The sequence below is a fragment of the Natronogracilivirga saccharolytica genome (genome assembly GCF_017921895.1).
Taxonomy (GTDB): domain Bacteria; phylum Bacteroidota; class Rhodothermia; order Balneolales; family Natronogracilivirgulaceae; genus Natronogracilivirga; species Natronogracilivirga saccharolytica.
The window spans coordinates 227,585-252,316 of sequence record NZ_JAFIDN010000003.1 but is presented as its reverse complement, the minus strand read 5'-3'; the positions used below and the strand labels follow the sequence as shown (position 1 = coordinate 252,316).

The 24,732-nt window shown below is 51.4% G+C and carries 18 protein-coding genes; 9 read left to right on the top strand and 9 right to left on the bottom strand.

The annotated features are described in order from the left end of the window. Positions 1-209: 209 nt before the first annotated feature. Positions 210-1,598 (bottom strand): tyrosine phenol-lyase, encoded by a 1,389-nt coding sequence (locus NATSA_RS05550; protein WP_210511012.1) that lies wholly within the window; start codon positions 1,596-1,598, stop codon positions 210-212. 219 nt (positions 1,599-1,817) lie between these two features. Here NATSA_RS05550 and NATSA_RS05545 point away from each other — a divergent pair, with 219 nt between their 5' ends. Both NATSA_RS05545 and NATSA_RS05540 read left to right on the top strand, forming a co-directional pair. Then, positions 1,818-3,167, top strand: coding sequence for a cyclic 2,3-diphosphoglycerate synthase (locus tag NATSA_RS05545; RefSeq protein WP_210511011.1), 1,350 nt, complete (start codon positions 1,818-1,820; stop codon positions 3,165-3,167). Between the two features lie 154 nt (positions 3,168-3,321). Beyond that, on the top strand, positions 3,322-6,429 hold the full coding sequence (locus NATSA_RS05540) for a DUF748 domain-containing protein (RefSeq protein ID WP_210511010.1): 3,108 nt from the start codon (positions 3,322-3,324) through the stop codon (positions 6,427-6,429). Positions 6,430-6,471: 42 nt separating this feature from the next. Here NATSA_RS05540 and NATSA_RS05535 read toward each other — a convergent pair whose 3' ends face one another. The 3 genes from NATSA_RS05535 to mutS all read right to left on the bottom strand — a co-directional run bounded on the left by NATSA_RS05535 (position 6,472) and on the right by mutS (position 11,060). Then, a complete protein-coding gene (locus NATSA_RS05535; protein ID WP_210511009.1) occupies positions 6,472-7,434 on the bottom strand; it encodes a hypothetical protein in 963 nt (320 codons plus the stop codon). Positions 7,435-7,444: 10 nt separating this feature from the next. Then, positions 7,445-8,266, bottom strand: coding sequence for a hypothetical protein (locus NATSA_RS05530; protein ID WP_210511008.1), 822 nt, complete (start codon positions 8,264-8,266; stop codon positions 7,445-7,447). Between the two features lie 76 nt (positions 8,267-8,342). Continuing rightward, positions 8,343-11,060, bottom strand: coding sequence for a DNA mismatch repair protein MutS (mutS, locus tag NATSA_RS05525; RefSeq protein ID WP_246481714.1), 2,718 nt, complete (start codon positions 11,058-11,060; stop codon positions 8,343-8,345). Between the two features lie 150 nt (positions 11,061-11,210). On the opposite strand from mutS, the gene NATSA_RS05520 reads away from it, so the two are divergent. Continuing rightward, positions 11,211-11,837 (top strand): DNA-3-methyladenine glycosylase, encoded by a 627-nt coding sequence (locus NATSA_RS05520; protein ID WP_210511007.1) that lies wholly within the window; start codon positions 11,211-11,213, stop codon positions 11,835-11,837. A gap of 222 nt (positions 11,838-12,059) precedes the next feature. Here the strand turns inward: NATSA_RS05520 and NATSA_RS05515 are convergent, their stop codons facing one another. Then, entirely contained in the window at positions 12,060-12,584 is a 525-nt protein-coding gene (locus NATSA_RS05515) for a DUF4168 domain-containing protein (protein WP_210511006.1), read from the bottom strand. 194 nt (positions 12,585-12,778) lie between these two features. On the opposite strand from NATSA_RS05515, the gene NATSA_RS05510 reads away from it, so the two are divergent. The 4 genes from NATSA_RS05510 (at position 12,779) to mgtE (ending at position 16,363) form a co-directional block, all read left to right on the top strand. Then, entirely contained in the window at positions 12,779-13,453 is a 675-nt protein-coding gene (locus NATSA_RS05510; protein ID WP_210511005.1) for a hypothetical protein, read from the top strand. Positions 13,454-13,629: 176 nt separating this feature from the next. Then, entirely contained in the window at positions 13,630-14,160 is a 531-nt protein-coding gene (locus NATSA_RS05505) for a DUF6580 family putative transport protein (RefSeq protein ID WP_210511004.1), read from the top strand. Between the two features lie 12 nt (positions 14,161-14,172). After that, positions 14,173-14,919 carry an SDR family NAD(P)-dependent oxidoreductase gene (locus NATSA_RS05500; RefSeq protein WP_210511003.1) on the top strand — a complete coding sequence of 249 codons (747 nt, stop codon included), beginning with the start codon at positions 14,173-14,175 and terminating at the stop codon, positions 14,917-14,919. Positions 14,920-15,010: 91 nt separating this feature from the next. Then, positions 15,011-16,363 (top strand): magnesium transporter, encoded by a 1,353-nt coding sequence (mgtE, locus tag NATSA_RS05495; RefSeq protein WP_210511002.1) that lies wholly within the window; start codon positions 15,011-15,013, stop codon positions 16,361-16,363. Between the two features lie 45 nt (positions 16,364-16,408). On the opposite strand, the gene NATSA_RS05490 is transcribed toward mgtE, so the two are convergent. Then, positions 16,409-18,463: a hybrid sensor histidine kinase/response regulator gene (locus NATSA_RS05490; RefSeq protein ID WP_210511001.1), complete on the bottom strand. Its 2,055-nt coding sequence runs from the start codon at positions 18,461-18,463 to the stop codon at positions 16,409-16,411. A 239-nt stretch (positions 18,464-18,702) separates the two neighbouring features. On the opposite strand from NATSA_RS05490, the gene NATSA_RS05485 reads away from it, so the two are divergent. Beyond that, a complete protein-coding gene (locus NATSA_RS05485; RefSeq protein WP_210511000.1) occupies positions 18,703-21,153 on the top strand; it encodes a PP2C family protein-serine/threonine phosphatase in 2,451 nt (816 codons plus the stop codon). Positions 21,154-21,245: 92 nt separating this feature from the next. Here NATSA_RS05485 and NATSA_RS05480 read toward each other — a convergent pair whose 3' ends face one another. After that, positions 21,246-21,749, bottom strand: a complete 504-nt coding sequence (locus NATSA_RS05480) for a fasciclin domain-containing protein (RefSeq protein WP_210510999.1) — start codon at positions 21,747-21,749, stop codon at positions 21,246-21,248. Positions 21,750-21,981: 232 nt separating this feature from the next. Here NATSA_RS05480 and NATSA_RS05475 point away from each other — a divergent pair, with 232 nt between their 5' ends. Then, positions 21,982-23,004: an isocitrate/isopropylmalate dehydrogenase family protein gene (locus tag NATSA_RS05475; RefSeq protein ID WP_210510998.1), complete on the top strand. Its 1,023-nt coding sequence runs from the start codon at positions 21,982-21,984 to the stop codon at positions 23,002-23,004. Here NATSA_RS05475 and NATSA_RS05470 read toward each other — a convergent pair. Then, positions 22,988-23,473 carry a metallophosphoesterase gene (locus NATSA_RS05470; RefSeq protein ID WP_210510997.1) on the bottom strand — a complete coding sequence of 162 codons (486 nt, stop codon included), beginning with the start codon at positions 23,471-23,473 and terminating at the stop codon, positions 22,988-22,990. The genes NATSA_RS05475 and NATSA_RS05470 overlap by 17 nt on opposite strands. Before the next feature lie 284 nt (positions 23,474-23,757). Continuing rightward, on the bottom strand, positions 23,758-24,669 hold the full coding sequence (locus NATSA_RS05465; protein WP_210510996.1) for a ketopantoate reductase family protein: 912 nt from the start codon (positions 24,667-24,669) through the stop codon (positions 23,758-23,760). Positions 24,670-24,732 lie beyond the last annotated feature (63 nt).

Here is a 24,732-nt window from a genome sequence, read left to right as displayed (position 1 = left end):
TTCAATTCAGCTGAACAAAAAAGGGACAGCCGGTCATGATGGCTGTCCCTTTTTTGGAAACCCGGTATTGCTGTTTCGTGTAGAGATAAACCCTACCAGAATAGTTGGCTTTAAAATCTCAAAAGGAGATTTAAAATACCCTGTTCAAAAAGTTCAAAACGTGAACCTGCATTCTGAAACACCAGCAGTGGTACAGCCGGCCGGTTGATTCAATCGGCCCGCTCAAATCGTGCCTGGAAAAATCTGAGGTATTTCGGTTCATAGATCATGTTCAGGCCGCTGATCTTTTCCCGGTTGGCAAATACTTCGGCAACCGACTCTGCAACCACATCCATGTGAGCCTGGGTGTAGACACGACGCGGGATTGTCAGCCGGACCAGTTCCAGATCGGGGTAATTATGCTCACCGGTTTCGGTATTTCGTCCAGCCGACACCACACCGCGCTCCATGGCACGTACACCGGCATCGAGGTACAGCTCTGCCGCGAGTGTCTGAGCCGGAAACTGATCCTGGGAAAGGTGCGGCAAGATCTTACGGGCATCCAGGAATACGCCATGGCTGCCGATCGGACGAACTACCGGAATCCCCCATCCGATCAGTTTGTCCCCAAGATACTGCACCTGGCCTATTCTTGCACGGATATGATCCTCCTGGACGGACTCCTCAATTCCCAGGGCCATTGCTTCCATATCCCTTCCGGCCAGTCCGCCATAGGTATGAAGTCCCTCATAGACGACAACGAGATTTCGTGCCTCTTCAAACACCTCCCGGTCGTTGACTGCCAGAAAACCTCCGATATTCACCAGGGCATCCTTTTTGGCACTCATCGTGGCCCCGTCTGTCAGATCGCAAATCTGCCGGACGATCGCGGCAACCGATTTATCGGCGTAACCCGGTTCTTTCTTTTTGATGAAATAAGCGTTTTCGGCGACTCTGGTCATATCGTGAATAATAGGGATATCATACTCTGCGGTCAGCTCACGAACCTGCTGCAGGTTTTCAAGGGATATGGGCTGTCCGCCTGCCATATTCACCGCAGTAGCAATGCTGACATAGGGCATTCGGTCCGGACCATGTTTTTTGATCAGGTCCTCGAGCTTCTGAAGGTCCACATTCCCCTTGAAAGGATGTTCATTTTCGGGATCGTGAGCCTCGTCGATGATCACATCGGCAAACGTGCCACCGGCCAGTTCCTGATGCAGCCGCGTGGTGGTGAAGTACATGTTTCCGGGTATCACATCACCATCGCTGATCATGATTTTGGATATCAGGTGTTCGGCGGCGCGCCCCTGGTGTGTGGGCACAAGGTACTTGTATCCGTAAAATTGCCTTACCGCATCTTCGAGGTTATAGTAGTTACGGCTGCCGGCGTAGGCTTCGTCGCCGAGCATCATGCCCGCCCACTGCCGGTCGCTCATGGCAGAGGTGCCGCTGTCGGTCAGCAAATCAATGTAGACATCACCAGACCGCAGAAGGAATGTATTGTAACCGGCTTCGGAGATGGCTTTTTCCCGGTCTTTTCTGGTGGTCATTTTGACGGGTTCCACCATCTTGATCTTGTAGGGCTCGGCCCAGGAGCGTCTTTTTGGTGTATTCATAGCTTAAATTGAATTATTTCAGATTGGCAGCACAAAAGCGTATCACATACCCTTATCCTTTCCCTTAGTCCTATAATCCCAAGAAAGAAAATCAGATGCAAGAAGGTGCCTGCGGTTGTTGCTTGTGGTTATTGCCTGATGTTATTGCAGGACGTAAATTGCCCTGTAGTAGTCAAGATGCACCGCCACACCAATTCTATTATTGCAAAAGGAGGCCGCATGAATTCCAAAAGAAAAAACATCATCATTATAGGTGCTGCAGGACGCGATTTTCACAACTTCAACACCTGCTACCGGGACAATAAAAATTACAATGTGGTCGCTTTTACAGCAGCTCAGATCCCGGATATTGACGGAAGGCGGTATCCCCCTGAACTGGCAGGTGCGCTCTATCCTGACGGAATTCCCATTCACAACCAGTCAGAACTCCCCGACCTGATCCGTGATCTTGACGTGGACATCTGCGCATTCTCCTACAGCGATATTTCCTATCAGCAGGTCATGAATGTCGGATCCATAGTGAATGCCGCGGGAGCGGATTTTCTGCTTATTGGTCCCCGGCAGTCTATGCTGGAAAGCTCCAGGCCGGTCATAGCGGTGGGTGCAGTGCGCACCGGATGCGGAAAAAGCCAGACATCACGGCATATCATTGAGTCTCTGATGTCACAGGGCTACAAGGTTGCCGCAGTCAGGCATCCCATGCCGTACGGTGATCTGTCAAAGCAGAAAGTACAACGGTTTGCAACACTTGAAGACCTTGAAAAACATGAGTGCACAATTGAGGAGATGGAGGAGTACGAGCCTCACATTATGCGCGGCAATGTGATTTATGCCGGGGTTGACTACGAAGCGATCCTGCGGGAAGCCGAAAAGGAGGCGGATATCATCATCTGGGACGGCGGCAATAACGATTTCCCGTTCTACAAACCGGATCTCATGGTAACCGTTACCGATCCGCACCGTGCCGGACACGAACTCTCCTATTATCCCGGAGAAACAACCCTCAGGATGGCCGATATCGTAGTCATCAACAAAATTGACACCTCAGCTCCCGAAGACATAGCGCTGCTCCGGAAAAATATCCTGAAAGTTAATCCGGCCGCACGGGTGGTTGATGCCGCCTCGCCGCTGACGGTTGACAACCCGGAGCATATCCGCGGCAAACGCGTTCTCGTGGTTGAGGACGGGCCCACTCTGACACACGGCGAGATGGCCATCGGTGCCGGTACCGTGGCAGGCCAGAAATTCGGTGCATCCGAATTTGTCGACCCGCGCCCTTATGCTGTGGGAAAACTGACCCGAACGTTTGAAAATTATCCGAATATCGGCCCCCTCCTTCCTGCGATGGGATACGGAAAACAGCAAATAAGCGACCTTGAGGCAACCATCAGAGCCACCGACTGCGATACGGTCATCATCGGAACACCCATCGACCTGACTCGTGTGGTTTCCATTGAACAGCCCGTTGCCAGGGTCGGCTATGACCTTCAGGAAATCGGCCGCCCGACCCTTTCAGAACTGCTCGAAGAATTTATCAGCAAGGCAGATAAACCGGTATCGGTCGGATAGCATTTATTCGCTATCTTTCATGAAATGTGCACGTCATTATAAATCGAAAATTTAAAACAGATGAAATACCCATGGCGGCTTACCGTCACACAGGAGCATGATTATAGCCAACATGGGTACTACATGTGACGTCAGAATCATAAATTATAAACACATGAAAAAGGTTGCCCTGGTTCTCGGTATTTTTTTGCTGGTCATCGTCATTCTGATCGGAGGTCTTTCGCTGTATCTGACCGATGAGCGCCTGCGGTCGTGGGTTCTCCCGGAAATTCAGGAAGCTACCGGCAGGGACGTTCAGATTGAGCGCATATCCTACACCCTGTTCCGGACCTTTCCGAGATTCGGGCTTGTCATTGAGAACCTGGAAGTGCCGGATCCGCGTGAAGACAAACTGGCCGGAGTGGAACGGCTGCTGGTCTCGGTGAACCTTATTCCGCTCATCGGCGGGGAAGTCAGCGTCCATCGCCTGGAGGTTAACCGTCCCGAGTTCACATATGTGATTTACGAAGACGGCTCAACCAACCTGGACGATTTCTTGCCGGAAGAGGAACCCGATGAGGAGCCTGAACCGGCAGAACTCATGGAACTGGATCTGTCTGAAATCATTGTCACAGATGCCGCTTTCGGCATGACGGATCATCAAACCGAAACATCCGTGATGCTTTCGGAACTTGACATCCGCAGCGCCCTCAGGTTTACCGACGTACTTGAAAGTACGATGGATGTGAGTCTGGGCAGTCTTGATGTGATATTTGAGGGGCAGCGGATGGTCTCCGGACTCGGACTCACGCTTACCCAGACCTCCGTTCTGGACATCGAAGGCGAGCAGCTGCAGCTGCAGGACGGCACGCTGAACCTGGCCGGACTCGGACTCACGCTGGAGGGAAATATTTCCGACTGGGGCGGAGGTGAACCGCTGGTCGATCTGAATATGGAATCGGAATCGGATGACTTCGGGGCGCTGCTTGATCTGGTCCCGCCTGAATTCGAGGAGTTTATTGCCGACCTGGATACCGGCGGCGAGCTGGAGGTTATGCTCAGCCTGCAGGGACGCATCAGTGAGGATGAGGTTCCTTCTTTCGAAGCCAGGGCGGGTATTACCGACGGATTCATCCAGCACACCGATGTGCCCGACCGGATTTCCGGCATCACATTGTCCGCCAATGCGGTAAATGATCTTGTAGTTATTGAGGCCTTCGAAGCAACTGCCGGTGAAACGCGCATATCGGCCAGCGGAGAGATACGCGATCCCCTCGAAGAGTCGGCTGTTTTTGATATCAGCGGATCAATGAGCGCCGATTTGTCCACCATGGACCGCTACGTTCCCCTGGAAGAGTTTGACATCACCGATCTTGCCGGTTTGATTGACATCTCTGCCGAGGCCAGCGGACTGGTTTGGGATCCTGAAAACGTACAATTCGACGTCTCGGTTTCGTTTTCCGACGGCCGGATTGCTCATGCCGAAATTCCGCGTGCCGTGGAAGACATCATTGTAGAACTTCAGGCGACACATCAGGAAGTAAGCATCACCAGGGCAACGGCGCGCTCATCCGACAACTACTTTTCGGCAACCGGAACGCTCACATCGCCGCTGGACCTTGATGCCGCTACTTTTGAAGCGACCGGAGATGTAACCTGGGATCTGGCAACGGTCAAAGAGTACTATCCCATCGATGAAGATACGCTTGAGATACGTGGCATGATCAGCTTCAGCGGTTCTGCAGGCGGACGCCTGGATGATCCGGAAAACGCAAGCTTTGATCTTGATCTTGAGCTGGCTGACGGTTTCATCAGCTATCACGAACTGGGTCAGCCGATTGAGGAGCTCACCACCCGGGTCAATGTTACCGAACGAAATGTCTCTGTGTCCGACGCCGCCGTGCGCTCGGGATCCAACCGGTTTTCCATGAACGGCAGTGTCAGAAATTACATGGAGGAAAATGCCGTTTTCGATCTCACAATCAACGGCTTTCTGGCGCTGAACGAAATGGACACCTATTATCCGCTGGAAGATGAGTTCGGACTGGTCATGAGCGGCAGCGTGGATTCCGATGTCAGGCTCCGCGGATCCATTGATGACCTGGAGGGAATCCGGCTCGACGGAACCGTAGAGGCAAACGACATCAGCATGGATTCTCCCGATCTGCTGCTTCCGCTTGCTGATCTTAACGGCGCCATCACGTTTCGCGGGGAGGACCTGACCACCGGCGGCATCACCTTCCTGTTTGGTGAGTCCGACTATCACATTACCGGTGACATCATGAATTTCAAGGCGCTGATGTACGAGCCCGGCGAGGCGTCACCGACACGCTTCACCGGCAGGTTCCGGTCCGAATTTTTCGATGCGGATGAATTCCTCGACTTTGAAGATGTCCCGGAAGACCCGGAGCCGTTTGAAGCCTGGCTGCCCAACCTGGAAGGTGAAATGGAGGTCGAAATCGACGTGCTGCAGTTCTTCGCAATGGAGGCTACCGATATTACCGGTACGGTTGAAATGTCGCCCGATCACATTGGTTCCGATAATGCCCGGCTTGCCATCTACGGCGGCTCAATGGACGGAAGTTTCCGGTGGGATGTTTTTGCGGCAGATCATACGGGTTTCACGTTCAATGGCGATCTGCAAAACATGCGTGTGGAGGAGCTCTTCTCGCATTTTGATCTGGGCGGACAGGCCAATCTCGCCGAGCATGTGCGGGCCGACTTCAGCGCCACCACTGAATTCTATGCTGAGTTCGATGAATATTTTGAAATGGATATGATGGAGCTTTTTGCGGATGGTGACTTCGGCATGGATGAGGCGCGTATCTCAGATCATCCGGTACAGGAAGGGCTCGCCGGTTTACTGAACTCGGATGATCTTCGTGATCTGTCACTTGATACCTGGACCGCCGATTATCACATAGAAGACGGGATTATGCGGCTGGACAATTTCAACCTGACGAGCCGGGATCTGGGTCTGAATCTGTCCGGCACTCAGGATCTGATCAGTGATGAGCTGGACTACCGGGCCGAAATTGTAATGCCGGGCGAGTGGGTCGAGCGTCTTGCCGGAACCATCCCGCGCGAAGGCAGGGAAGCCCTCAAGCGTGATGACGGCATGCTGGTGCTGCCTCTGACCATTCGCGGAACTTCGGAAAGTCCGCGTCCGGGTGTTGATGACAGTAAGGTCCGTGAAGCCGTCGAGGATTATCTTCGCCGGCGTGCAGAGGACGAGGGCCGGGACATCATCGACGGCGTTCTGGACCGGTTTCGCAGAAACTAGGCAGCGATGTGATAATCAGGCAGTGATGCAATCAATCGCTGTTTAGCAATCGGTGTCAGCCTGCGTCTCATCCCAGCACATAGTCACACCGTCCATTTCGAGCGATCCGTCGCCCTGTTCAACATCCCAGGTCAGGTCAAAGATCTCGGTGATATCGACATCGGTCTGGAGGCCTTCGTCGGTCAGCTCCGAGCTCCGGAACTGGCCGTCGGTGATACTGGCAACCGGCTGCTCCAGGTTATAAAATCCGTCGACAAGGAAATAGAACTCTTCGCCACCCTCTGACATGTCGAATGTCAGATCAAGCATTTCCAGAGCATCGTCACCAAACTCCCAGGTGATGGTGCTTTCATAGTCAAACTCAAACTCTTCCTGATACAGAGAAACTGTCCATTCACCCGACCGACCGTCCGCCGACGTGGTGGCGTCAATGACCTGCTGTTCGGCAATGCCGCCTTCGGACGCATCCGATGAAGCGATCGCGACCCACTCCACGGCATCGTTGGATGTATTGGCCGTCACAGTGATACTAACCGTTTCGTCAAGTTCCTGGTCCTCAATTTCCAGTTCCCAGACATACTCATCATCCGACATCTCCGCATTTCCCGGATTAACCTGGGATGTGAAGGTATTGGCATACTGGAGATGGGTAAAGAAAGCCGTCTGATAGTTGTTCACCAGTGTTGATGCCAGAATGAATGCCGGCGTCCCGGGCTCATCAGCTATCGCAGGCTGCTCGTCAAACGAATCGCGAAGCTGTGAGCTGCCCGAAAGTGATGCTTCCGGATGATCAGGATCCGCAAGCTGTTTTTGAAGCGCCTCCTGCTCGCCTCCGAATCCACCCTGGGTGAAAATACCCGTTGCCAGCGCCATATCCTGGAACGGCGGCAGTTCAGGCACATCCGACAGATCGTCATTCGAACTGGTGGAGTCGTCGCAGGATATCATCAGCAACGGCAGTGAAAAGGCAATCAGAAGTGTAAGAATACGATGTGTGTGGTACATAGTCTTTTTTTTATTCGGTTTTTATCTCAATAAAACTGCTCTCTTCCATAAGGTCGGTCTCTTCCAGGCGTACCGTCCCGTCTTCGGCGAGATCATCGCGGACAAAGACAGCCGCCGTCGTTCCCAGCCGGTAGACGGGGGCTTCATTTCGCGATTTAAGGCTTGAGTCGGGTGATGTTTTCCAGAACGCCCGGAACTGCCACAAAATATCACGGCGGTCTGCCGAGAATCGGCCACGGTCGTCGGTTACATCCAGAACTTCGGCCGGATATCCGTCGTTCCCCTCACAATGTGTCAGCATTTCACCGCGGTCCCAGGATACAGGCAAAACCTCGGGGACGACAACGGAAACGAGCGTATCCTCAACAAATGTCACATTCATTTCATACATGTCGGGAACCATCTGATAGGAGGTGTCATGGCGCCCGGCCTCGTAAAAATCCATAAAAAGGTGATCGTATTCATTCAGATCACGGAATGAGCGGGCATAGAATGTAACAGTGGCTGTATCGGCAAGGTCGAAAGCAAGGGTTTGCGATTCTCCCCTGCATACCGGATTCGGCCATGGCAGATATACTCTGTCTGCGGTAACGGCCTCATTGCCCGAAGAATGATCTTCTTCTTCAGGATTAAGAAGATCCAGATAGTAGGCTATCATCACCTCCGCATCGCTTACAGGTTCCCCTGCGGCATTTGTAACAGTTCCGGAAATGAAGGGATCGCCCTGCTCGTTGCATCCGTATGCAAACAGCAGCACAGAAAGGAGAAGGCCGGTCATAACAGGTGAAACCGGCGCAATTTGTGGAAAAAACTCGGGTACGGAATAACGCATGATCTGCAAACGGCTCAGGGGCCGGGTTATTTTGGTTAATCGGGCGAATTTGGTGGAACAGGCGGGCGCAGCCAAGCTACGATTCACTGTTTTCAAGAATGCGTTTCAGCTCGGATAATAGCATCAGCGCTTCCACCGGAGTCATGCGGTTGGGGTCCGTTCCTTCCAGTTTGTGCTTGACCGTCTCCAGGTTCGGATCCAGTTCTGCCTGGAAAAGTGACATCTGCGGCACCGCAGATTGTTTTTCGGTTTTTCTGACCGCTTCACGCGCTGCTTTTTTCTTTGCTCCCGCTTCTTTTTCAGCTGAGGTTCCTTTTTCAAGTGTACCTGATGACCGGGTGACATCCAGACTGTGCGACTCCAGGTTCCCCAGAATCTCCCGTGCACGATGTATCACCAGCTCCGGGAGCCCGGCCATCGCAGCAACCTGAATCCCGTAACTGTGGTCCGCTCCCCCCTTTATGAGCTTCCTCAGAAAAATGATTTTCCCTTTGTGCTCTTTAACCTGCACATTGTAGTTCACAATGCGCTCGTACAGATTTTCGAGTTCGTTGAGCTCGTGATAGTGCGTCGCGAAAAGGGTTTTGGCAGCCACAGCAGGCTGGTTATGCAGATACTCAGCAAGTGACCAGGCAATGCTGAGTCCGTCAAATGTGCTGGTTCCCCTGCCGATCTCGTCAAGCAGAATCAGCGACTTCGGACTGGCATTGTTGAGAATGTTGGCAGCCTCGTTCATTTCGACCAGAAATGTGCTCTCTCCGGCCGCCAGATTGTCCGATGCGCCCACTCTGGTGAAAATCTTGTCGACAATGCTGATCCGGGCTTTTTTTGCAGGGACAAAGGATCCGGTCTGGGCGAGAAGCACGATCAGCCCGGTTTGCCGCAGGATGATGCTTTTACCGGCCATATTGGGGCCTGTTATCACGAGAATCTGATCGGATTCACTGTCAACCCGCACATCATTCGGGATAAAGGGTTCGCCCTGGGGAAGGAACCGCTCAACCACGGGATGGCGTCCGCCGCTGATATCAATTTCCGTCCCGTCGGTGACGGAGGGTTTTACATAATTATAGCGATAGGCAACCTCCGCCAGACTCTGAAGGCAATCCAGGCGGGCCAGGGCATCGGCATTGTTCTGAACGGGTTCGGCGAATCCGGCAACGTAATCCAGAAGTTCCTGAAAAAGCTCCTGCTCCAGCGTCTGACTCCGCTCTTCCGATGAAAGGATCTTCTCTTCGATCTCTTTCAGCTCGGGGGTGATGTACCGTTCGGCGTTGACCAGGGTCTGTTTGCGGATGAAGTCATCGGGGACCTTGTCCTTGTGGGCGTTAGTGACTTCAATATAATAGCCGAAAACCTTGTTGTAACCCAGCTTGAGTGACGGGATCTGAGTTCGTTCGACCATTTCTTTCTGTATGCGGGCAATGAACTCTTTCCCGCTGCTCGCAATTTCGCGCAGCTCATCAAGCTCTTTTGAGTAACCGTCGCGAATAAAACCGCCGTCGCGCAGACCGGCCGGCGGATCATCCACCAGGGCCGCCTCCAGCCGCTCCTGCAGATCGTCCGGAACCGAAAGCTGGCTGTTGATCTCAGAAAGCAGGGGTTCTTCGAAATCCGACAGCAGTTTTTTCAGATCCGGGATGCGGCCAAGCGATTCATTCAGCTGCTTCAGCTCCCGGGCATTGGCCCGTTTGACACAAACCCGGGAAACCAGCCGCTCCAGATCACCGATATCTTTCAATATTTCGCGGAACTGCTGCCGCATATCATGACGGATGTAAAGCACTTCAACGGCCTGCAACCGGTTACGGATATCCGGCAGCTTCGTGAGCGGGCGCATAAGCCACTTGCGCAGCATCCTCCCGCCCATGGGAGTGCCGGTTTCGTCAAGTATTGAAATCAGTGTACCTTCCGACCCTCCCTGCTGAAGACTTGTGATCAGCTCCAGATTGCGTTTGGTAGAAGCATCCAGCATCATATATGCCGAATTTTCGAAAGCATGCATGGTGCGAAGGTGACCCAGTGAGGCTCGCTGGTTTTCCCGGACATAGTGAAGCAGCGCGCCGGCGGAAACATGGGCTTCGGCAAGCTCTTCCACACCAAACCCCTTCAGCGAATGGGTTTTAAAGTGCTCCAGGAGAACATCATAGCCGTAGTTACCCTCGTAAATCCAGTCCTCCTGCCAGGTAACAACGTACTCGTTAAGCCATTGCGGTATAGTCTGTTTGTGCTTTTTACCGATGAGGATTTCGGATGGGGCGAGCGATTCCAGCACATTCTGCAGCTCCTTTTGCGGCAGTTCGGCAACAGCAAACTCCCCTGTTGATATATCCGCGTATGCCAATCCGTAGACCTTGCCGGACGGATGTACGGAAGCGATGTAGTTGTTCCTGTTGCGGTCCAGGACTTTGTCGGAAAGTGTGGCTCCCGGGGTTACCACTTCGGTAATTTCGCGATTGACCAGTTTGCGGCCTGCGGCTTTAGCCTGTGCCGGATCCTCTGACTGGTCACACACGGCCACCCGGTAGCCTTTCTTCACCAGCCTGGGCAAATAGCTTTCCAGGGCATGATAGGGGAATCCGGCAAGCGGGGTCTGGTCGCCGGCATTATTGCGGCGGGTCAGCGTAATGCCCAACTCACGGCTGATGGTCACGGCGTCATCGGAAAACGTTTCGTAGAAATCACCCACCCGAAACAACAGTATGGTACCGGGATGCTCCTCCTTGATCTGCTGATACTGACGCATCAGCGGCGTCGCCTCCTTTCGTGGTTCAGCGGTGTTGGTTTTGCCCATACTTTCCGATATTCCCGTTGTCCGTTCACAATCAATCAGCCGGAATCACATATTGTCATTGCATGACGTTATGAACGGTATGCTGATCAAAAGCTGGTTTTTTTGATTAATTTTGTAAAATAGCAGAACTCCGGGACAAGGTAAATCGGTATGTCACAAATCGACACCAACAGCAAACTGCCAAGATCATTTTATCTGTCGGATGATGTCGTTGCCCTGGCCAGGAATCTGCTGGGATGCCGGTTGTGGTCGCGGCATGAAGACAATGTAACGGCCGGCATCATTGTCGAAACAGAGGCTTATGACGGGCTGACCGACCGCGCAACACATGCGTTCGGCGGGCGGCGTACCCCGCGTACGGAAATTTTCTATCATTCCGGAGGCTGTGCGTATACCTATCTGTGCTATGGCATCCACACCCTGTTTAATATTATCACAGGTCCGGAAGAGGTTCCGCAGGCTATCCTTATCAGAGCACTGAAGCCGGTGTACGGTATAAAAACCATCCTTGAAAGGCGGAACCAGACTTCCCTCAAGCGCAACACTGCGGGTGGTCCGGGTCTGGTCAGTCAGGCACTCGGCATCACGCGTGAGGATTACGGGGTGCCGCTTGACGGAGACAGAATCTGGCTGACACCGGCAAAGAGCGAAGATCTTCCGGATAAAAGAGGCATCCTGGCCACTCCCCGTGTCGGTATCGATTATGCCGGTGATGACGCCCGTCTTCCGTGGCGGTTCCGGATTGCAAACTCCGGCTGGACCAGTCCGGCCAAATAGCGACTAAAGTCCGTGTACCTGCGCTGACTGATTGTAGGTGACTGGCCGTCTGATGTCTGAAAGATTCTGACTGTCTGCTACTTACGGACCCTTCTGACCAGCCACTGCAGGCTGCCCGTTTCTGTATGTCCACTGCTGTGCGCCTGCTTCCGTATATATAAAAAAAGCCTGTCGCTCCGGGAGCAGCAGGCTTTTTTTATAACTCGTTTGTAAAGGATACTATCAGAATCCGCCGGGCTGCTGCTGTCCGCCCTGCTGCATCTGGGCTTCCTGAATCATTTGCTGCATTTTTTGCTGCAACTCGGGATCAGCCTGGATGGCGGTGAAGATTTCCTGATACCGGTCAAGATCCATGCCTTCATCCTCGATGGCAGTAATGAGCTCCTGCTCCATTTCCTGCTCGATTTCACCGATTTGTTCCGAAGCTTTCTCAAACTTGGCGACATCGGAGGAGGAGACTTCCAGCTCTTCGGGTTCCTGACCCATCTGCATGCCCTGGAGAATCTCGTTGTAGGTTTCCACTTCGAGTCCTTCCTCTTCGACAATGGCGATCATTTCCATCTGTGACTCGGTTTGAATCTGCTGTGCCTTCATGGAAGCATCTACAAAGACCTGCAACTCTTCATCTGAAACATCGGTTGCAGCTTCAGGCTGCTGGGGAGCCTGCTCAAACTGCGCCTGAACCGTTCCTGCTGCAAAAATCAAAAGCAATGCTGCCATACTTCCGGCAATCCATTGATAACTCATATTAGCCTCAATCATTAATTAATACATGTGGTTTAAGGTTACTATAACATGGTAAACATAAAATTATTTTTTGAAAATCCCGAATTTAATCAAAATAACGGCTGGATCAACTTAATGACATGCGTTACAGTTTTGTATATTGTGTTGTCTGGGAATGTGATAAGTGAACGTTAAAAAAATACCCGAATCACCCGATGAACAACAAAAAAAAACCAAACACCATGCTGATCCGGCTCGGTGCCATGGTGATCATTCTGATCGGCATTTACTTTGCCGTGATACTTGTAATCGACCGGACCGATCCTCTGACCCACTCCCGTGATGTTCCGGTTCCGGATCATTTTATTATCGACGGTGAACCACTGATTGAAAGCATCGTACGCTGGTCAAAAGATGAGAACCTTGACCGCGACGCCATCAACAATCAGCTGCCCGATGGCTTTGAATTACTGATTCTGGATGAGGATATCAACGCAAACGAAGCTCCCAACTATCTGATCATCTCCCGGGGTGAATCTGAGCTCCCCGAACTGAGCCCCCTGCTCTCCGATGTCGGATTTACCCATAATTTCCGGAATCTTGTTGTATATGAAGTCCGTGAGCGCGAGCTTTTTCCCGTTCTTGCCATAGACGATGAGTCCATCACGGATGAGCACGGCAACCGGATGATCGACCAGGTTCCGGCCGCAAACGGCTATGCCCTGCTTCTGGAACCCTTTGAGAATGACGCACTTTACGATGATGCCGTGACCCTCATCGAAATTGTGATGATGGATGATGAAGGGCGTGATGCCAGTGATGATATTGTAATTTACTGGGATACATCCGAATCGGTATTCAAGGCGACCAACACTTTTGGCGCTCCCTGAGCTGCCTGCAGTCACTGCCTGTCTGCGCAGTGTTTCCTGTACTGACAAACGTCCGGTGCGTCAAGGGTGTCCGTTTTCTTTTTTAATCTGGTTGCTTAATTGCTTATTTTCAACGTCTCAAAAGGTTCAGACTTTCAAGACACAAACAGACAAAAGACTGTAGTATCAGGAATATCATGAACAAATACCGGATAACCGTCCTACTTGTACTCATTATCGCAGCTTTGGCTATTCGTTTCATGCCTCAGCCTCCCAATTTCACACCCGTTGCAGCGCTGGCACTTTTTTCCGGTGTCTTCTTCCGTGACCGGTTTGCCGCCATGCTTGCACCGCTTGCCGTAATGATGATATCCGACCTTTTTCTCGGGTGGCACAACACCATCCCCTTCGTATATCTCTCATTCATACTGATGGTGCTGATCGGGCGGGCCATACGTCCAAAAGTATCTGTCGGATACGTAGCAGGCGGCGGAATAACCGGTGCCATGCTCTTTTTTATCATTACCAATTTCGGAGTATGGCTTGCAGGATCCATGTATCCGAAAACAATCGAGGGGCTTGCCGCGGCATATATCGCGGCCATACCATTTCTGCACTATATGGTCATCAGTACACTGATGTACAGTGCGATCCTGTTTGGAGTCTTTATCTGGGCTGAAAAATATTTCCCTGTCATACGGGAGGAGCACGGGCATATCAAAGTTTGAAAACGAAGCACCTTGGAAAAGAAAAACAATCAGGCGAAAAAAGCAGTAATAATTGGTGCAAGTTCGGGGATTGGTGCCGCGCTTGCTATAGAGTTATCCAAAAAAGGGTATATCCTGGGACTGACGGCACGCAGAATGGGGGTTATGGAAAAGGAAATCCAGCCCGAACTTGTCTCCCCGTCCTATTTAAGCTACATGGATGTCTCGGACATCGAATCATCCATTTCTGCTCTTCATGATTTAATTAAAAAGATGGGTGGTATTGACCTGATGGTCATCAATGCCGGGGTCTCCGGAAGTTCGTCCAACATGGAACGGGAGGCGGCCGAACAACTCATCCGGATCAATGTCCTGGGTTTTGCCGCCATGCTCCACGAGGCATACCGTATTTTTCAGAAACAGGGACACGGACACATCGCCGGAATCTCGTCCATCGCTTCACTGCTGCCCCATCCGAACGGTTCGGCTTATAATGCCTCAAAGGCATTTGTATCCAATTATCTCGACAGCATGCGTCTGCGGATCAAAAGAAGGGGCGAAAACGTGACCATAACCGATGTAATGCCCGGTTACATCCTCACCCCCATGACCGAGGAAAACAAGCGCATGTTCTGGGTGGCAAGCGCTGAAAAAGCTGCCCGGCAGATCGCCCGGGATATCATCAAAAAGAAACCGATCAGCTACGTTTCCCGCCGCTGGCGGCTTATTGCCTACCTTCTCTCGCTCATGCCCAGGCCGCTGCTGTACCGGATTTTTTAGTTTTTTTCCGTTTTTTCTGTGCTTTAGTCCTTGTTTTACTATTTTTTCCCGTTAGTTGCAGAGGGGATTCACAGAAAAAAAGAGTGTCGTCATGATCAACAAGCAATTGATAATGCCGGAGATTTCCGAGCTCATAAAAAAGAAAAAATGGTCTGAACTTCGTGAATCCGTAGAGGATTGGCCGATTCCCGAAATTGCTGATCTGATGCAGACGCTGGAAAAACAGGACCGGGTAGTATTTTTCCGCATCCTCCCCCGGCACATGAGTGCCGCGGTTTTTTCCCATTTTGAGCCCGAACAGCAGAATTCGCTGCTGGTGGAACTTACGGACGATGAAACCCGCCAGCTGCTCTCCAACCTGGCACCCGATGACCGGACGGCTCTGCTGGATGAACTTCCGGCACAGGTGACTCAGCAGCTGCTCAGCCTTCTGAGTCCCCAGGATCTGAAAGAGGCGCGTTCGCTGCTTGGCTATCCCGAAGAGAGTGCCGGACGTCTGATGACACCGGACTACCTCTCCGTCCGCCCGCACTGGACTATCGGACAGGCGCTGGATCACATCAGAAAAATGGGTCGGCAAAGCGAGACCATCAACGTCATTTATGTTACCGATCCGGGAGGTAAACTGCTTGATGCTCTTGACCTGCAGCTGTTCATCCTGTCCAACCCGGACAAGAAGGTCGAGGAGATAATGGATGATACCTTCATCTCCATACCAGCGTTTGCAGACCGTGAAGAAGCCGTGCAGACCGTTCAGAAATATGACAAAACGGTGCTTCCGGTTGTCGATTCCGAAGGAATGCTGCTTGGAATCGTTACCATTGATGACCTTCTGGACGTAGCCGAAGAAGAGGCGACCGAGGATTTCCAGAAAGGTGCTGCGGTGGCTCCGCTGCGGACCAGCTACCGTGAAGCCACCATATGGGACCTGTTCAGCAAGCGTATCTCCTGGCTGATTATTCTTGTATTTGTCAACCTTGTGTCCTCCGGTGTGATTGAAGCTTTTGAAGAGGTTCTCGCTTCGGCCATCGCGCTGGCCTTTTTTATTCCGCTGCTTATTGACAGCGGCGGAAATGCAGGAGCTCAGTCGGCTACGCTTATGGTCCGGGCTATCGCCATCGGGGACATAAAACTCCGGCAATGGCTCCAGACTGTCGGAAAAGAGGTACTGGTTGGTATTGCCCTTGGAGTTGCCATGGGTGCGGCAAGCTGGGCGCTGGGATTGTATCGTGGCGGAGCGGAAATCGGTATTGTCGTCGGCTTGTCCATGGTCCTTATTGTACTGGTCGCCAATATTATCGGGACTCTGCTGCCCTTCCTGCTCACACGGCTTAATATTGACCCGGCCGTGGCAAGCAGTCCGCTGATTACCACTATTGTTGATGCGGCGGGTCTGCTGATATACTTCAGCATCGCCAGCCTGGTCATTGGTGTCACTATGTAGGGAAAGGGGCACAATCGTCTCTGACAATCGTCTCTGACAATCGTCTCAGACGTACTGCCCCACCAGCTTCATCAGCTCGTTCTTCTTGAACGGCTTTGCAAGGTATCCCGTAAATCCCTGTGAGAGATAATATTCTTCATCTCCGCTAAGCGCGTGGGCGGTCAGTGCAATGGCCGGGATTTTCGCAAGGACGGGGTTGTTCTTCATAGCTTTGAGTGTATCCACTCCGTCCATGCCCGTACCCAGACTGATATCCATGATCACAAGATCAAAGGTATGCTGCCGGAGTATTTCAAGTGCACGCTCACCCGTATCCACCGCCGAAACATCATACTTGCTTCCAAGGTAAAGACTGGTGATGTCGGAGCTGTCAAAATCATCCTCAACCAGCAAAATACGGGGCCGTGCAGGATCTTCCTGCGGCTCTGCGGGAACCTTTTCCGCAATATCCCTCTGGATCTGGATACTGTCTTTGTAAGGAAGGCGAATTGTGAACGTGGAGCCCTTGTTCTTCTCACTTTCTGCGGTAATGGTGCCGCCCATGATCTCCACCAGACGTCTTGAAATGGTGAGACCCAGGCCGGTACCTTCAAATTTGCGGGAAAACCCGGTGCTTTCCTGCTGAAACTCCTCAAACGCTTTGGGCAGAAACTCTTTTTCTATCCCCACTCCGGTATCCTTGACATCCACCTGAAGCCATTTGCCGTATTGATCATCAGCAACGGAAACGATGACCGAAACTTTGCCCCGATCGGTGTATTTGAATGCATTGGAGAGCAGATTGTAAAGCACCCTGTTGAACAGCTGACGGTCGACATGCACCGGCAACCGATCAAATTCGCTTTTCACTTCAAAAGAAAGTCCTTTGTGTTCCGCAGTTCGTATGTGCATGTCCATCGCACGGGAGACCTCATCAATGATATTGACCTCCTCGGGATGGATATCCACCTGTTCGGCTTCCAGCCGGGCAAGGTCCAGGATCGATTCAATGGTTTCAAGCAGCCGCCGGCCGCTGCTTTGAATTCTTCCCGCCATTTTCCGATGCTCCGGGTCTTCAATGTCTGACTCCAGAATGCTGGCGAAGCCCAGAATTCCGGTAAGTGGTGTGCGCATCTCATGGCTCATGTTGGCCAGAAGGGCCGTTTTGACCCGGTTAATATCTTCGGCAAGATCCCTGGCCTTGATCAATTGCTGCTGGGCTTTTTTGCGATCACTGATGTCCCTTGAGTTTATAACGATCCCTCCCAGATCGGGATCATCCGTCATATCATATCCCACCGATTCCAGATAGACCCAGTGCCCTTTTTTGTGCTGAAAACGGTATTCAGCAATAATATCGCTTTCAGGTTTCTGCCTGACCTGATCAAAAGCTTTTTCAACATCCGGCAGATCCTGTTCATGAATGAAGGAAAACGCATCGGACTGAAGCAGCTCATCTTCTTCGTAGCCCAGGACTTTCTTCACCGACGGGCTGACGTACATGAATTTCCGGTCAAGTCCCAGAACTGCTACGATATCCGAGCTTTTCTGAATCAGGCTTCGAAAACGGCTTTCACTCCTCCGAAGCTTCTCCTCCGCCTGGGACCGGATGATGTGCGACGAGACCATTTCAACGATCATGGCCAGTGCATTCAGATCCGGATCCGTGCCGCCAAAATCCGGTTCCACCCAGTTCAGTTCAATAATACCCGTGTATCCGGTTTCCTCCGAACGAAAAGGATATGCTGCAAGTGACCGCACACCAGCGGCCCTGACCATGGTCACGTCCGGCCCTTCACCGGGCTGCAGTTTCGCCGTGTCCTCGCACAATACGTGCTCTCCGTCAAAAACCGAATCATTCCACCACTCAAAGTCCTCAGGTTTATTACTGCTGTTTTTGCTTTTCCAGGAACCGGACTCCCAATGGTAAAGCTCTCTGGTGCTGTTATTATGGTCACTTTCAAGCGGAAAGAGGCATACGCAAATCCTGTCGGCGGACACGGATTTGCCAAGCAGGTGCAGTATGGCATTCATGTCCGGACTTTTCTCCCGGACCAGACGGTTCCGAATCTCATTGCTGGCCTGGTCCATCCGATTCTGTGCGTTTTTTTGGATATTCATCAGGCAGGTTGACCTGGATCTTGATTTTACTGTAATTCCGATTAATATAAGCTCATTTTTACCTCACCGGCAAATGCGTGTAACAACTATTTGAAGCATACGTACATTATTCGAGCTATATTTCAAATCGTATCTCAAACTGCATCCGAAACCAACATTATTCAGTGTTTGCTTCAGGGGAATATAACCAGTGGATCGTGCTGCCAGCATTTGCCGGCATGATGCTATTTTTGCTTCTGATGAAACATTCGCACCCGGCTTCGCACATCCCCCACATTGCTGAAAACCGGGAGGTTATTGACTCATCACGGTCATTTCTTGAGGATTCCGGATTCGATACCGGTCCGCTCGAACCGTTTGCAGTTTTTAAAACCAACGAAACACTTCTTGATGAGCAGATATCCCATTTCGGAAAACGCTCCCTCAATGATTTTATCAAAAACGGATTCCTGAGATTTATTCCGACCTGGTACTATGAGGTATTCTGGATTACCGATGATCCTGCTGAAGATACGGAACTGACCATGACAGGATTTCGGCATCCGGGCGGTCCGCCTCTTCTGCGAACAGTACATGCGCCGGACGGGGCTGTTCAGCAACTGGAAATATCGGACAAAAAAGCCGGGGAACATATTACCGGGGTGCCGGCAGAATCCGGACGGCATGTCCCTGGCTTTCAGGAAATTGACCCGGATGCAATCATACCGGGAGCCTCGCTTTCCGAACAGCCCGGAGCAGATTTTCTGAAGTCCCTTATACGAAATACCGTGTGGGATACCGGTCTGATAGCACCGGACTCCATGTACCTCCACGAAGCGCACGGAGAGCAGGTACACAGGGTGCGCATGTCTCTGAAATCGGAAATTTTTTCACACACACCCACCATAACGGTCACATACTCGCAAGACGGACAATTGCTGGGTATCGATCAGAATGTCAGCCTCAGCGGCTTTGACGGGATAAATCAGGCCGAGTATGCGGACTTCATCAGGGTTCTGTTTTACATTGCCGGACTGCTGCTTCTGCTTTCCGTTTTTTTCCGCCGCCTGTTTCATCGTCTGATTGATTTAAAGGCTTCCACGACATATGCTTCCATGGTGGCAGGACTTGCACTGTTCCACATAGTTTTTCTTCTTCTGCAGGATCCGGCCCTGTTTCAGATAGATCAGCCCTTGTTGTCTGTAATATCCTTTTTGGTGATCCTGCTGTTTCTTGCCGCGCTGACCGGAGGCATGGCCTTCCTGCTTTCTGGACTTGGTGAATCCGTCAGCCGCGAAGTCTGGCCCGAAAAAATCACCAGCCTGTCCCTGCTGAGGCTGGGTTATTTCAAGAGCAGGCGTGCCGGACTTTCCGTTTATACCGGCATTTCTGCAGCCATGATCATTCTTGGCCTTGCTGCCGTGATGTACACACTCGTTGACCGCAGCTTCCTGAATCCCATGAACGAACAGTTCTTTTACACTGAGAGCTACCTCTTTTCAGTCTGGCATGTGGCCGCATCAGGGCTTTTCTGGATGTTTATCATTTCTGCAGGGCTGTACGCCTGTTTGGTTTCCTGGCTGGCACTCAACTTCCCGTCCCGTATATTTCTGCTGATCGCCGGCAGTATTGGTCTGGCCCTTATGACCTCTTTTTACGTATCGACTCCGGGTTCGCCGATGGTACTGCTTTTCTGGCTCATTCCCGGCCTGGCATTCACGTACGTCTTCCTCAAGTATGACCTGCTTGCACTCATGACATCGGTTTTCTTTTTTATTGCCTTGTGGGCTGTTACGGATGGGCTGATGGTATCGGGTTCACCGGATATTTGGCTTGCCTGGTCCGTTCCCGGACTGATGATCCTGATTCTTGCCACCGGATGGTATGTTGCCGAATACGGCAATAATAACGAACAGATTGCCGGACTTACTCCGGCTTATATTGAAGAAATTGCCCGTGAGCAGCGGGTTGAGCGTGAACTTGAAATTGCCCGTCAGGTGCACCAGTCCTTTCTGCCCGTTCATCTTCCGACTGTTTCCGGAATTGAAGTTGCAGCCCACTGCAAGGCTGCGTTTGATGTCGGCGGCGATTATTATGATGTCATCAAAGTTGACGATCACCGGCTTGCTTTTGTCATTGGCGATGTCAGCGGCAAGGGTATTCAGGCTGCCTTTTTTATGACCATGGTCAAGGGCATTGTGCAAAGTCTGGTAAAAGAAATACCGGAACCCATCCCGCTGCTGACCCGTATGAACCGGCTGTTTTATGACAATGCCCGGCGCGGCAGTTTTATCTCCGTCTGCTATGCACTTGCCGATGTTCGTGACGGGACTGTCCGGTATGCCAGAGCGGGGCACAATCCCGGAATTCTCATACGTCCGGACCAGAAGAGCGTGTCACTGATCCGGTCTCGGGGCATTGCAATTGGCCTGACACGCAACTCAGCTTTTGAGCAGGAAGTGACCGAGGAAAAGATCACCATGAAACCGGGGGACGGTCTGATTTTCTATACCGACGGCGTAACCGAAGCAGTCAATGCGGGCAAAGAAATGTATGGTGACGACCGGCTTTTAGCTTCCATAAAAAAGAACCTGGAACAGCCTCCTGGCGCACTGCTGAAGACAATTGATGCCTCGGTAACCAGGTTTACCGGCAGCCAGTCTCCCGATGATGACATGACACTGCTTATCATGCGTTACAATGGCTCTTGATTGAAAGGAAAAAGGGATTGCTGTAATAACAATCCCTTTTCCATCGGAGGGGTCAAATTTTAAAAAAATCACGCAAACCTTCAGCTGCGCTGTTATTCCGGAAGTATCACTTTGTCAACGGCATGAATAACTCCGTTGGTTGCAACAATATCAGCGGCTACCATAAGGGCATCGCCTACAGAGATACCGCCTTCGTGCTGATCCACATTCAGTTCAACTCCGTTAACCATGGTCAGATCATCCCTGTCAGCCATGTCTTCAGCCTGATAGGCACCTTCGGCAATGTGGGCCAGTAGTACCTCACGGAGATCATCAGGACTCTCAAGCAGTTCCTGCAATTCTGCTTCCGGTATTTCATTAAAAGCTTCATCGGTTGGTGCGAAAACCGTAAACGGGCCGTCCTCATTGAGTTTGTCATCCAGACCGACTTCTTCGATGAGTGTGCGGAAATACTGAATCTGCCCGAACTGAGCAGCAGATGTCATAATATTTTCACCGGTCTCAACCTGTGCCTTTGCCTCGGGCTGAAATAGCAGTAATCCCGTAATCAAAAGTGCGAGACCGCTTGCGAATATCTTAGATTTCATGCTTTTCATATTTCTCCTTATTTGGTTTGTTGCTCTATCTCCTACAACAAATTATACGGATTTTAGTTCGAGCTGCCATTACAGTTAACGTCTTTTTACAATACAGTATAACGTTGTACGGGATAATATCGCATATTCAGCGCTGAAATTACAATGCTGAAATAATGATAATTCCAAAATCAATTATTACCTTGCGCTTGTTCACAAACCTGGCACTTTCCCCTTATCATACTTTTTCAACATGCATAATATTGTTCTTATCAAAGGAGACGGTATCGGACCGGAAATCACGGAATCGGTTCTGAAAATACTGGAAGCCGCAAAGATTGAGATAAACTGGATTCCCGCATCAGCAGGTATGGAGGCTTATGAATCTTCCGGAAACCCCCTTCCCGATGAAACCGTAGCCCTGATTGACAAGCACAAAATTGCCCTAAAAGGACCGCTGACAACACCGGTGGGCAGCGGGTTTCGTTCCGTAAATGTCGCCCTTCGTCAGCGTTTCCACCTTTTTTGCAATATGCGTCCGGCCAGAACGCTTCCGGGAGTACCCAGCCGGTTCGGCAATGTGGACCTCATCACGTTTCGTGAAAATACCCAGGGGATGTACATCGGCCAGGAACGATATGTCGAAGGCGACCAGAACCGTGCCGAGTCCATTGCCGTAATCACAAGAGAAGCCAGCGAACGCATCATACGCTCGGCATTCGAGTACGCCCGGAAATACCGGCGCCGGAAAGTAACACTGGTGCACAAGGCCAATATCCTGAAATACACTACCGGGCTCTTCCTGCAGGTGGGCCAGGATATTGCAAAAGACTACCCGGATATCACCTTTAATGACATGATCGTGGATAACACCGCGATGCAGATGGTAATGCGTCCCGAAACATTTGATATCATCGTGACAACCAATTTGTTCGGGGATATTCTGTCCGATCTGGCCTCCGGCCTGGTAGGAGGACTCGGTGTCACCGGGTCGGCCAATACCGGTGACAAACACGCAATTTTTGAGGCCGTCCACGGGTCAGCACCCGATATTGCCGGAAAAGGCATGGCCAATCCCACAGCCCTCCTGCTTTCTGCTCTGATGATGCTCGAGCACATCGGCGAACTTGACAGTGCACAGCAGATACGCAAAGCCCTTTACCGCACGCTGCCGGACAAGGAGGTAATCACTGCCGACCTTGGGGGCGAGGGCAGCACCTCAAAATTCACCAATGCTGTGGTGAGTCAGCTGAAAAAGATCACAGGGAGTGAATAACCGCTTCCCGCGTTTCGGTGTCAAAAACCGCGACTGTGGCCTGGCTGTCAAAACCGTGGGCCGAGCCCGGGTTCAGCATGAGTGTGCTGCCGATCCGCTCATTTACTACCGTGTGGGTATGCCCGCTGATGACCAGGTCATACGTTCCGCACCGGCCCAGCGCGTCGGTAATTTCCGGACGCGTGCCGTGGTACAGGGCAATCCGGCATCCATCACGTTCGGTCTGGAAAAACTCGTTGTGGATGGAGAGCCCGTTTTCACGGAACTTTCCTATCAGTCTGAAATGATCCCCGTCATTATTGCCGAAAACGGCGTCCATTTCATATCCTTTGAACAGCGGTATAGTAAACGGACTGCAAAAATCACCGGCATGCAGCAGATGCCGGATGTCCTCTTTTCTGAAGAGGGACATTGCCCTGGTTATGTGGGGAACATGATCGTGAGTGTCTGATAATATGCCGATTTTCATAATGTCTCCCGTGTTGGTGCGTGTTGGTGCGTGTTGGTGCGTGTTGGTGAAAGTAATTCTGTTATCTGAAAATGCAACTTCCGCGTTTGAATATATGGCTCTGTGCTTAATGTAATTATCCGTCTTTAAAGCGTCGACCTGCCATTTTTAGATAACATCAGCGCCTGGTAACGCGACCCCGGAAAATATGTATCGGCAGGTAATATATAACCTGGTGCAGATTTCCTGAAAAGTAATCCGGGGCAAATTGACAATCCGAATCCTCATCAAGCTGATAATCTGCATCATCTCTCCCGGAGCTTGTACAAACTGTAAAGGGTCCGGTTAACCGGAACTTCCAGCTCGTATTCATCCGCCTTTCTGACGACATATCCGCAGAAAGTGTCATATTCAAGCGGTTTTCCCTTGAGGCGGTCCTGATATGTGGATGTGCGGAAAGCACCCAGCTTCCGGGTATCATCAATGATCTTGCTTACGTCCTCATCCGTTATGGATACACCTGAAGCACCGGCCAGCGCCTTCATTTCAAAAAACAACTCCCGGGCTGTTGCGAGAGTGTCATCATCCTCGAAAATTCTGTCGGTTGTAACACCGGAGATGCCGGTAATCATGTTGAATATGCCGTTCCAGATAAATTTCAGCCAGCTGTCTTTGCGGATATTGTCACTCACCCTGGCGGGAACGCCTGCAAGTTCGAACATTTTCTGCAGCTGCATCACCCGGTTAGATGATGCCCCGCTCTCCTCTCCAAAAACCACACGGGACATGCCTCTGTAATCAATTACCCCGGGTTCGGTCACCTCCACACCAATTTGACAGAATCCGCGGATAACCCTCTCTTTTCCGAACTCAGCCGCCAGCAGATCATAATTCTCCAGTCCGTTTTGCAGTGTCAGTATCATGGTGCCGGACCGCACCACCGGGCGGATCATGTTTATGGCATCGGGGGTGTCAAACGACTTCACTGCAACAATGATCAGGTCGGGAGGGTGCCCCAGTTCTTCGGGATGCTCCAGAGTCCGGACACTTTTAACATGCAGCTCCTTATTGCCGGTAATCTTCAAGCCGTTCTTCCTGATCGCTTCAAGATGTCTGCCCCTGGCAACAAAGCTGACGTCAACTCCCTCCGTTGATGCCAGATGCGCGCCGTAGTATCCGCCAACGGCACCGCTTCCCATTATCATTACTTTTTGCATAATTTTATATGCCGCTCCTTTTTTTTACTGATATTTATTACCTTATACAGAGATATGCGGTGA

What these genes read in the sequence shown, in the direction of transcription:
- NATSA_RS05550 (WP_210511012.1), bottom strand. Translation starts at nt 1,598, where the DNA reads ATGAATACACCAAAAAGACGCTCCTGGGCCGAGCCCTACAAGATCAAG.
- NATSA_RS05545 (WP_210511011.1), top strand. Translation starts at nt 1,818, where the DNA reads ATGAATTCCAAAAGAAAAAACATCATCATTATAGGTGCTGCAGGACGC.
- NATSA_RS05540 (WP_210511010.1), top strand. Translation starts at nt 3,322, where the DNA reads ATGAAAAAGGTTGCCCTGGTTCTCGGTATTTTTTTGCTGGTCATCGTC.
- NATSA_RS05535 (WP_210511009.1), bottom strand. Translation starts at nt 7,434, where the DNA reads ATGTACCACACACATCGTATTCTTACACTTCTGATTGCCTTTTCACTG.
- NATSA_RS05530 (WP_210511008.1), bottom strand. Translation starts at nt 8,266, where the DNA reads ATGCGTTATTCCGTACCCGAGTTTTTTCCACAAATTGCGCCGGTTTCA.
- mutS (WP_246481714.1), bottom strand. Translation starts at nt 11,060, where the DNA reads ATGGGCAAAACCAACACCGCTGAACCACGAAAGGAGGCGACGCCGCTG.
- NATSA_RS05520 (WP_210511007.1), top strand. Translation starts at nt 11,211, where the DNA reads ATGTCACAAATCGACACCAACAGCAAACTGCCAAGATCATTTTATCTG.
- NATSA_RS05515 (WP_210511006.1), bottom strand. Translation starts at nt 12,584, where the DNA reads ATGAGTTATCAATGGATTGCCGGAAGTATGGCAGCATTGCTTTTGATT.
- NATSA_RS05510 (WP_210511005.1), top strand. Translation starts at nt 12,779, where the DNA reads ATGAACAACAAAAAAAAACCAAACACCATGCTGATCCGGCTCGGTGCC.
- NATSA_RS05505 (WP_210511004.1), top strand. Translation starts at nt 13,630, where the DNA reads ATGAACAAATACCGGATAACCGTCCTACTTGTACTCATTATCGCAGCT.
- mgtE (WP_210511002.1), top strand. Translation starts at nt 15,011, where the DNA reads ATGATCAACAAGCAATTGATAATGCCGGAGATTTCCGAGCTCATAAAA.
- NATSA_RS05490 (WP_210511001.1), bottom strand. Translation starts at nt 18,463, where the DNA reads ATGAATATCCAAAAAAACGCACAGAATCGGATGGACCAGGCCAGCAAT.
- NATSA_RS05485 (WP_210511000.1), top strand. Translation starts at nt 18,703, where the DNA reads ATGAAACATTCGCACCCGGCTTCGCACATCCCCCACATTGCTGAAAAC.
- NATSA_RS05480 (WP_210510999.1), bottom strand. Translation starts at nt 21,749, where the DNA reads ATGAAAAGCATGAAATCTAAGATATTCGCAAGCGGTCTCGCACTTTTG.
- NATSA_RS05475 (WP_210510998.1), top strand. Translation starts at nt 21,982, where the DNA reads ATGCATAATATTGTTCTTATCAAAGGAGACGGTATCGGACCGGAAATC.
- NATSA_RS05470 (WP_210510997.1), bottom strand. Translation starts at nt 23,473, where the DNA reads ATGAAAATCGGCATATTATCAGACACTCACGATCATGTTCCCCACATA.
- NATSA_RS05465 (WP_210510996.1), bottom strand. Translation starts at nt 24,669, where the DNA reads ATGCAAAAAGTAATGATAATGGGAAGCGGTGCCGTTGGCGGATACTAC.